Genomic DNA, 8,428 nt, shown 5'->3' with positions numbered 1-8,428 from the left:
GCCCTGGTGCGGGGTGTCGGGGGTGCCTTCGTACAGCACGGAGGTGGTGGCGTTCGAGAGTGCGCCGTACACGATGTAGCTGTGGCCGGTGACCCAGCCGATGTCCGCGGCGGTCCAGTAGACGTCGGTGTCGGCCTTGAGATCGAAGACGGCCCACTGCGTGTACGACGTGCCCACCAGGTAGCCGCCGGTCGTGTGCAGGATGCCCTTCGGCTTGCCCGTGCTGCCGGAGGTGTACATGACGTACAGGGGGTGCTCGGCGTCGAACGCCTCAGGCGTGTGCTCGGTCGACTGCTTGCCGACGAAGTCCTCCCACCACAGGTCGCGGTTCTCGACCATCGCGGTCTCCTGGCCGGTGCGCTTCACCACGAGCACGCTGCGGACGTCTGGACAGTCGACCAGCGCGGCATCGACGGCCGGCTTCAACGCGGCCGGAGCGCCTCGGCGGTAGCCGCCGTCGGAGGTGATCACGACGCGGGCGTCACAGTCCAGGATGCGGCCCTTGAGCGCGTCCGCGGAGAAGCCGCCGAAGACGACTGTGTGCGGGGCACCGATCCGGGCGCAGGCGAGCATCGCGACCACGGTCTCGGGGATCATCGGCATGTAGATGGCGACCACGTCACCCGCCTGGACGTTCAGCTCGAGCAGCGCGTTGGCGGCCTTGCTGACCTCGTCCTTCAGCTGTGCGTAGGTGATCTCGCGGGTGTCGCCCGGCTCGCCCTCGAAGTAGTAGGCGATCTTGTCGCCGAGGCCGTTCTCCACGTGCCGGTCGACACAGTTGTACGCCGCGTTCAGCTTGCCGTCGGCATACCACTTGGCGAAGGGCGCGTTGCTCCAGTCCAGCGTCTCGGTGGGCTCGACCGCCCAGCTCAGCCGCTTCGCCTGCTCCGCCCAGAAGCCCTCGAAATCGGCGGCGGCCGCGTCATAGGCGTCCGCCTTGACGTTGGCGTTCGCGGCGAGTTCCGCCGGCGGTTCGAACCGGCGTTCCTCGTGCATCAGGTTCGACAGCGCATCGGACTGGGGGGACTCGGAACTGGTCACGTCGCGGACTCCTCGTTGAGAGCTGTACCTCGTCTGGCGGGCGGCAGCGCCCGCCCCCTTTCTACCAACGCCGGACCAGCGGTGGTACTGGTGCATCGCCCAGACGCCCCCGATCTGCGCCGAACGGACCCGGTTTCAGCCGTCGTGGTAGGTGAGGACCTTGGTCAGTAGGGCTGTCAGTTGAGTGCGTTCGGGTGGGGTGAGGGGGGCGAAGATGGCGTCTTGGGCGGCGCGGATCAGGGATTCGAGGTTCTGGTGCTGGCGGCGGCCGGCGGGGGTGATGGTGATGATGTTGCGGCGGCCGTCGGTCGGGTCAGGGGTGCGTTCGACGAAGCCCTGGGCGGTGAGTTCGTTGATCGCGGCTACTACGTCGCTGCGGTCGATCCCGGTATGCCGACCGAGTGAAGCCTGGCTGGCGGGACCGAATTCGGTCAGGGTCGCCAGCAGCCGGTAGTGGTATCCCCGGGCGTTCCCAGCGGTGAAGGCCTCGCTGATGATCCGCTGCGCCTGCAATGCGCTCTGCGTGAGCAACCAGCTCGGCAACTCTTTCAGCACGCTCGGTGCTTCCTCGTCCACGGCCGCGAGTTTAGTCGTTGGCCGTACCTACAGTCGCCCGTACTGCGGTGTCAGGCTTCCCGGGCGTCCAGGAGTTCTTCCCAGTGATCGGCAGCCCACTCGCAAGCGATCCGCATCGGCTCGAGCATGCTGCGCCCGAGTGGTGTCAGCTCGTAGACCACGCGGCGCACCGGTACGGCGTACTCCGTGCGCCGGACGAGTCCGTCCCGCTCCAGTGAGCGCAGGGATTGCGTCAGCACCTTCGGGGTGACCCGGTGCAGCGGTACACGCAGCTCGGAGTACCGGCGTGGGCCGTCCTCCAGGCAGCGGATCACCAGGCCGGCCCACTTGTCGCCACCGAACCGGATCGGGTTCAGCGTGGACGGGCAGAGCTCTTCGAACATGTCCGACCTGAGTGCCTCCATTCAGCCAGCCTAACCAGGTATCCGATCGGTAACCGGCCCTCCTTCTACCGTCGGTCTCATGAGCAAAGTACTGGTTTTCGGCGCGGGTGGACGGGCCGGTCGTGCGGCTGTGGATGAAGCACGACGACGAGGTCACGAGGTGACCGCCGCGGTACGCACGCCCAGCAAGTACTCCGATCTGCCGGTCGAGGTGGTCGCCGGCGACGTCACGGATCCGTCTGCCATCGCGGACCTGGCTGCCGGGCACGACGCGGTGATCGCAGCGGTCTACGACGGTGGTTCGGATCCGGCCGAGTTCTTCCCGAAGGCGGCCCAGGCGCTGGTGGACGGTCTTGGCAAGACCCGTCTCGTCTGGGTCGGGCTGACCTCGCTCCTGCCGACGGAATCCGGGGTGCTGCTGATGGATACGCCTGGTTATCCCCAGGAGTACCGCGGCTTCTTCCTCGCCCACCAGGCCGCGGCCGATCTCTTCGCCGAGTCCGAGCTGGACTGGGTCTCGATCGCTCCGGCCGGTGACTTCGACCACGCGCATCCCGAGCGGACCGGGGCCTACCGCATCGCACCGGCCGTCGCGGACAGCAGGATCTCGTACGCCGATCTCGCGATCGCCCTGCTGGACGAGATCGACGAACCCCGCCAACACGGGACCCGGATCGGTGTCGCCCAGGAGAAATGAGACTTCAGCTCACCCGGTGCCCGGAATCCCTTGCCGGACGCAAGAAGCTGAGTTCGGGGGATCCGGTGTTCGAGTTGATCGATCAAAGCAAGCTGGACGCTGTCACGGGCGAATGCGACAGCATCCAGATGCAGCTAGTCGGCGCGGCCTGGAACAGCTACTGTCAATGGCGGTCTGGCTGGATCTTGAGCAGCCGGACATTCGCGCCGCCTGAATCGCCTCCATCGGGTCCCGGATGCGTGCCAGGATTTGCCCATCCGGCCGTGGGGGGATCAGGTTGGAACAGGAGACTCTGCAGCTGCTGGTCGCCATGCACCGGATCGTGCGCTACCTGCGCCGGACCACGACGACGACGTTGCACCCGACGCAGTTCATCGCGTTGCTGCTGATCGCCGAGGAGCAGCCGATCCGGATCGGCGCCATCGCCACGCACGTGCCCTGCTCCCAGCCGACCGCCACAACCACTGTCGCGGCGCTGGAGACCGCCGGTCTCGTCCGCCGCGATCAGGATACGCAGGACGGCCGGGCAACCGTCGTCATCCTCACCCCGCAAGGTGAAGAAACGGTTCAAGCGGCAGGTCGCCATGCCACGGAGGACTTCGCCCGACTGCTGGCTCGGCTCGACGACGACGATCGAGCACTGGTACTGAAGGCGGGCGGCGTCCTCGCGTCACTCGCCGGCGACCTCTAGCAGGCGGCCTACCGGACGGTGGGTGAGCCGGTTTCGCGCTGGAGTGGGTGGAAGCAAAGGGCATTCCGGGGCAAGCAAGGGCAGATCCGGAAAATGCAGGTCTAACCGACCAGAACTCCAGTATATTTGTCAGTGCCTTGGGACAGGATAGTCCCTTGGAAGTGGACCCGGCAGCCTACCGGACGGTGGGCGAGCCGGGTCTTGCGCATTCAGACCTCTTTCAATTGGCAGAACGCTGTAACCGCCTGCCGCCAATGTCCCCCGCGCATCCAGCTCCACGCGATGGCATCCGGCACCCACAACAACGGGTCCGCCTTGGGCGCGAGCAGGTCAAAGCGAAGAGTATCGAAGCACCCGAACCTCTCGCGTGCCTCGTGCAGTGTGCGGCGATCCTGCGGGAGGCTCGACTCGTCTCGCTCGATCACGAGTCGTTCGGCCGTAGTTGCCGTATCCCGCACAATCGCCTGGAGACAGAGGGTCCGATCTGCTGGTGTTGAGCGATCTCTTTGGTAGATGTCAACCGCCAGATGGAAGTCTCTGATCACGTCGATGATCTGCTTCCGTCTGGAGGGGGTTTCGTGGTTGAAGTGCAGGCGCTCCTGTCCGGGCAACACGAGGCCGCGGAGAGCTTTGCGGTGAACTGCCAGGTCGTCGGACGGGCAATGCGCGGCTGCCATCAGGAGGCCGCGGGACTTCGTCTCGTCGACGAATACGTGGACTGGCATTGGTTGGATCCCCCAGGTGCACGGACTGCGAGCTCAAACCGTTTCATGGGGGATGCCTTGTTTTGTTGGGGATTTTGGGGGCAGGGCGGGGCTGAACGGTAGCGGCCGCCGGGAGGGGTGGGACCTCCCGGCGGCCGGTGCTCTTCGGAGGGACTAGTTGCGGGTGATAGTGAGAGTGCCTGCTGTGTTGCGGATGTCGGTTGCGTTGTTGGAGAGGGTCAGGTTGTTGAAGGTGACGGCTCCTCGGGCCGGTCCTTGGCCTGGCTCTGGGAGTTCGTTGGCCCAGATACCGAAGCCTGACTTGGCGTCGAAGGCGTCGCCGCTCTTCTGCGCGCCCGAGATGTTGATGTTGGTGAGGATGGTGTCGGCGAGCGGGAACTGCGGTTGCCCGCCGACGTAGTTGGTCTGGAACATGATCCCGCTGTACGTCGGGTCCACGATGTCGACGTCACTCACCCGGATGCCCTGGAAGATCTTCGAGGCCGAGAAGATCCAGATGCCCGGGAAGGTCTGGCTACCCCAGAAGTGCCCACCCGCACGGACGACCGAGATGTTCTGGAACTGCGTCGGCGGGGTCGCGCCGAAGCCGGCCATCGGGATGCCGAAGTCGAGCGAGCTGATCGTGATGCCGGAGTACACCAACGTGTCCGCGACGTACAGGTTGCGGAAGATGTTGTTGGTGCCGCCGTACACCGCGAAGCCGGCCGCCCGCCAGGTCAGCGTCGACGAGAGGTTCTCGAAGACGTTGTCCCGGACCTCGCCGCCACCGGAGTCGGTGGCGTTGAAGAGCGCGAAGCTGTCGTCACCGGTGGCCCGGGCGTCGTTGTTGCTGACCAGGTTGCCCGCCGAGCCGTTCGTCATGTTGATGCCGTCGGCGAACATGTCGCGGATCCGCGAGTTCTTGATCGTCGAGTTGTCGGTGTTCGCACCCCAGTACAGGCAGACCATGTGCTCGACCCAGATGTTGTCGATGGTCATGTTCGCCGTGTTGGAGAAGTCGAACACCTTGCCGGGACCGTCGATCCTCGAGGTGTAGTTGCCGAAGTACGCGAACCCGGTGAACGACGAGCCGTTGGCCGACGCCTCCGCCCGGAACCCGACGTCGGTGTTGTCCTGGGTCGACGGGGCGACGAACCTCGTGTACCAAGGTCCGGCGCCGACCACCTTCACCGCCTTGCCGTAGACCTGGAACTTGCTCGAGGTCTGGTAGTCACCCGGCGGCAGGTAGACGCCGACGAGGGTGCCGGTGGTGTCCATCCGGACCCGGTCGAGCGCGTTCTGCACGTCCTGGTGGGTGAAGCCGGTCGCGGCGGTGTAGCCCGCACCCGGGTTGGCGACCGGTGCGACCTGCTCGGTGTCGACGAAGTCGATCGCGTAGTTGGTGGTGTTGGCCGGGTCCTTCTGCAGCTTGATCTTCGTACCGGCCGGGAAGGTCCCGTCCAGCATGATGTTCGCCTCGTCGTAGATGTGCCGCGGACCCGCTCCCGGTGAGTTCCCCGGGCCGGCCTCGGCGCCGTACAGCCAGGCGTACTTCGAGGTGAGCGGCAGCGCCTTGTGGAAGGTGCCGTTCACGTAGACGTTGATGGTCGAGTTGATCCCGCCACCGCCGGACGAGTCCGGGATGGAGAAGCGGGTGACGAGCGTGTTCGTGCTCGCCCTGGTGGTGAACTCGACGAACGAGCCGTTCGAGTTCAGCGTGACCGCGCGCCGGCCGGAGGCCTCACCGGCGAGGTCGCCGATGGCCCGGTTCGGGCCGACCACCGAGGCGCCGCCGCCGACGGCCGCGTCCTCGGCCTCGAGGTGGTCGTACGGCATGTTCGCGCCGCGACCCACGAAGAGCGGCCGGTCGCTGGTGTTGTTGGTGCGCTTGACCGGCAGTTCGTTCGCGTCGTCGGCCAGTACTACGCGGACCGTGTAGCGACCGTTGACCGCCGGCCAGGTACCGAGGTTGACCGCGGGGGTGGTGGCTCCCGCGGCGATCGCGCCGGAGTACGAGCCGGTCAGGGTCCGTACCACGGTGCTGCCGTTCAGCACGGTCAGCGTGATGTTGTGGGCGCCGGCCGCGGACGCGATGCTGCCCTGGTTCTTGATCGCGACCGAGAAGGTCACGGTGTTGCCGGCCGCCGGGTTGCCCGGGGTCCAGCTCACCGCGGAGGCGATCAGGTCGGAGCTCGCGACCGGGGTGACCACCAGCGGGGTCGCACTGTTGCCGGTGTTGTTCGCGTCGTTCTGCTCGATGATCGTGTTCGTCTCATCCACCTTCGCGCTGACCGGGTAGCTGCCCGCGTCGCGTGCGCCGATGGAGGCCGTGACCGTGGCGGAGGCACCTGCTGCCAGTGCGCCGACGGCCGCGGTACCGACCTTGGTGGTGCCGAGGTAGAAGTTGACGTCAGAGGCGGCGGAGCCCGCAGTACCGGTGTTGTTGACCGTGGCGCGCAGCGTGATCGCGTCGGTCTCGACCGGTGAGGTCGGGGTCCAGGAGACGCCGGAAACGGTCAGGTCCGGGTTCGGGGCGGGGACGCCCATCACCTGGAGTTCGGCGACCTGGCCGGCCGGGGCGCCGGTGTTGGCGGTGAAGTTCAGCCGTACGTCGGCCACTCGCGCGCTGACGGGGATCGTCACGGTGTTGCCGCTGGACGGGCTGAAGTTGTACGCCGCCGAGGCGACGATCGTGGTGAAACCGGTCGCGCTCTGCTCCCGGCCGAGGATCGAGAACGTCTGGGTGCGGTTGCCCCAGGCGGAGTCCGGGTTGAGCCGGATCACGATCGAGGTGACGTCCGCGTTCGAGCCGAGCTGGGTGGTGAGCGTCGCCGGGTTGGCGTTGCCCTCCCAGTACGTCGTCACGTTGTCGTCGTTCGCGTTGGTCGCGACGAAGGTGTGCACGAACCCGGAGGCGGTGATCGGCCGGCCGAGGGCAAGGTTGCTGCCCGGCCCGCTGCTGCCGCCGCGGGTGACGGTGTTGCTGTTCGGCGATTGGTTGCCTGCGGCATCCTTCGCGCGGATGAAGTAGCTGACCGAGGCGCTGGCCGGCTGGTTGTCCGTGTACGTCGTGACGTTGCCGGCGACCGTGGTTCGCACCACGCCGTTCGCGTAGACGTCGTAGCCGGTCACGCCCACGTTGTCCGTGGAGGCGTTCCAGCTGAGCCTGATCTGTCCGGCGGTCGGCTCGGTGAAGGCCAGGCTGCCCGGGGCGGTGGGAGCCTGGGTATCACCAGTAACCGGGCCGTACACCTCGAGTTCGGACAACTGCCCCGCGGGCCAGCCGGTGTTCGCCGTGATCTGGATCCGGACGTAGCGAACGGTGGAGGCGCCGTAGTCGATCGTCACCGTGTTGCCACTCGGGTTGAACGCCCGGGCCGCGGGAGCGGAGAGATCGTTGAAGGTCTGGCCGTTGGTGCTGCCCTGGACCGCGAGGGTCTGGTTGCGCGCACCCCACCCGGTCGGGAGCTTGAGCACGACCTGGTTGGTGCTGACCGAGGACCCGAGGTCGACCTGGACCCACTGCGGGAAGACGTTGTTGGCGCTCTCCCAGTAGGTGCCCTGGTTGCCGTCGGTCACGTTCGACGCGGCGTAGTTCTGGGTGCTGCTGCTCGAGCCGGCGGTCTTGCCCGCGGCGAGGTTGGGGCCGGCCAGTACGGCGGCGGCGGCCGTCGTTCCCTGGCCGGAGGCATCGGCTGCCCGGAACATCGGGCCGGCTGACAACAGCAGGCTGCTTGCGAGCATCGCGACAAGCAGCCGCCACTTTCCAGATTTGGTTCTCATGGCATCCGGGGCCTCTCCTATGGGCGGGGTGTGAGGGCACAAGGGATAGCCGCTGCCAAGAAAATTGCAGGGATGTTCTGGAAGTTGCTCAGTTTTGCTAACTTCTTGCGCAGCGCTGGCTCATTGTTACGGCAGCGCTACCGAAGCGTCAACGGTTCATGACGCACAACGTCCGAAGAACCGCGGGGCCTGCCCCACGGTTCTTCGGACGTAAGGACCTCAGAGGGGATCAGTGCTTGCTGGGGCCTTCGGCGCCGGCGCCGGTGAGGGCGCGGACGGAGAGTTCGTCGTAGCGGGTCTCGCTGGACTTGTCCCGGCCGAGGTAGGTGCCGACCACGCCGAGGACGAAGCCGAGCGGGATCGAGACGATGCCCGGGTTCGACAGCGGGAACCAGGCGAAGTCGGCGCCGGTGATCATCGACGTCGGCTTGCCCGACACCACCGGCGAGAAGATCACCAGGACCACGGCCGAGACCAGGCCGCCGTAGATGCTCCAGATCGCGCCCGAGGTGTTGAACCTCTTCCAGAACAGGTTGAACAACAGCGCCGGCAG

The 8,428-nt window shown here is 66.5% G+C and carries 7 protein-coding genes and 1 pseudogene; 2 read left to right on the top strand and 6 right to left on the bottom strand.

Annotated elements, in window-relative coordinates:
• The 3 genes from VFG33_RS33970 to VFG33_RS33960 form a co-directional block, all read right to left on the bottom strand.
• On the bottom strand, positions 1-996 hold a 996-nt coding region (locus VFG33_RS33970; protein WP_325057105.1), incomplete at its 3' end, for an AMP-binding protein.
• A 180-nt stretch (positions 997-1,176) separates the two neighbouring features.
• Positions 1,177-1,617: a MarR family winged helix-turn-helix transcriptional regulator gene (locus VFG33_RS33965; protein ID WP_325057104.1), complete on the bottom strand. Its 441-nt coding sequence runs from the start codon at positions 1,615-1,617 to the stop codon at positions 1,177-1,179.
• Between the two features lie 50 nt (positions 1,618-1,667).
• Complete coding sequence (locus VFG33_RS33960) at positions 1,668-2,021, bottom strand: winged helix-turn-helix transcriptional regulator (protein WP_325057103.1); 354 nt, start codon at positions 2,019-2,021, stop codon at positions 1,668-1,670.
• Positions 2,022-2,079: 58 nt separating this feature from the next.
• On the opposite strand from VFG33_RS33960, the gene VFG33_RS33955 reads away from it, so the two are divergent.
• Both VFG33_RS33955 and VFG33_RS33950 read left to right on the top strand, forming a co-directional pair.
• Positions 2,080-2,697, top strand: coding sequence for an NAD(P)-dependent oxidoreductase (locus VFG33_RS33955; RefSeq protein ID WP_325057102.1), 618 nt, complete (start codon positions 2,080-2,082; stop codon positions 2,695-2,697).
• A 277-nt stretch (positions 2,698-2,974) separates the two neighbouring features.
• A complete protein-coding gene (locus tag VFG33_RS33950) occupies positions 2,975-3,388 on the top strand; it encodes a MarR family winged helix-turn-helix transcriptional regulator (protein ID WP_325057101.1) in 414 nt (137 codons plus the stop codon).
• 209 nt (positions 3,389-3,597) lie between these two features.
• Here the strand turns inward: VFG33_RS33950 and VFG33_RS33945 are convergent, their stop codons facing one another.
• From VFG33_RS33945 to VFG33_RS33935, 3 genes and pseudogenes are all read right to left on the bottom strand, one after another.
• Positions 3,598-4,065: a hypothetical protein gene (locus VFG33_RS33945; RefSeq protein WP_325057100.1), complete on the bottom strand. Its 468-nt coding sequence runs from the start codon at positions 4,063-4,065 to the stop codon at positions 3,598-3,600.
• Positions 4,066-4,266: 201 nt separating this feature from the next.
• Complete coding sequence (locus tag VFG33_RS33940) at positions 4,267-7,875, bottom strand: discoidin domain-containing protein (protein ID WP_325057099.1); 3,609 nt, start codon at positions 7,873-7,875, stop codon at positions 4,267-4,269.
• Positions 7,876-8,104: 229 nt separating this feature from the next.
• Positions 8,105-8,428 (bottom strand): annotated as a pseudogene (locus VFG33_RS33935) (cation acetate symporter); the annotation flags it as partial.

This window comes from Kribbella sp. (assembly GCF_035687465.1).
GTDB lineage: Bacteria > Actinomycetota > Actinomycetes > Propionibacteriales > Kribbellaceae > Kribbella.
Note: the sequence above shows the minus strand (reverse complement) of the source record. Positions and strands in the feature narration are given on the sequence as shown.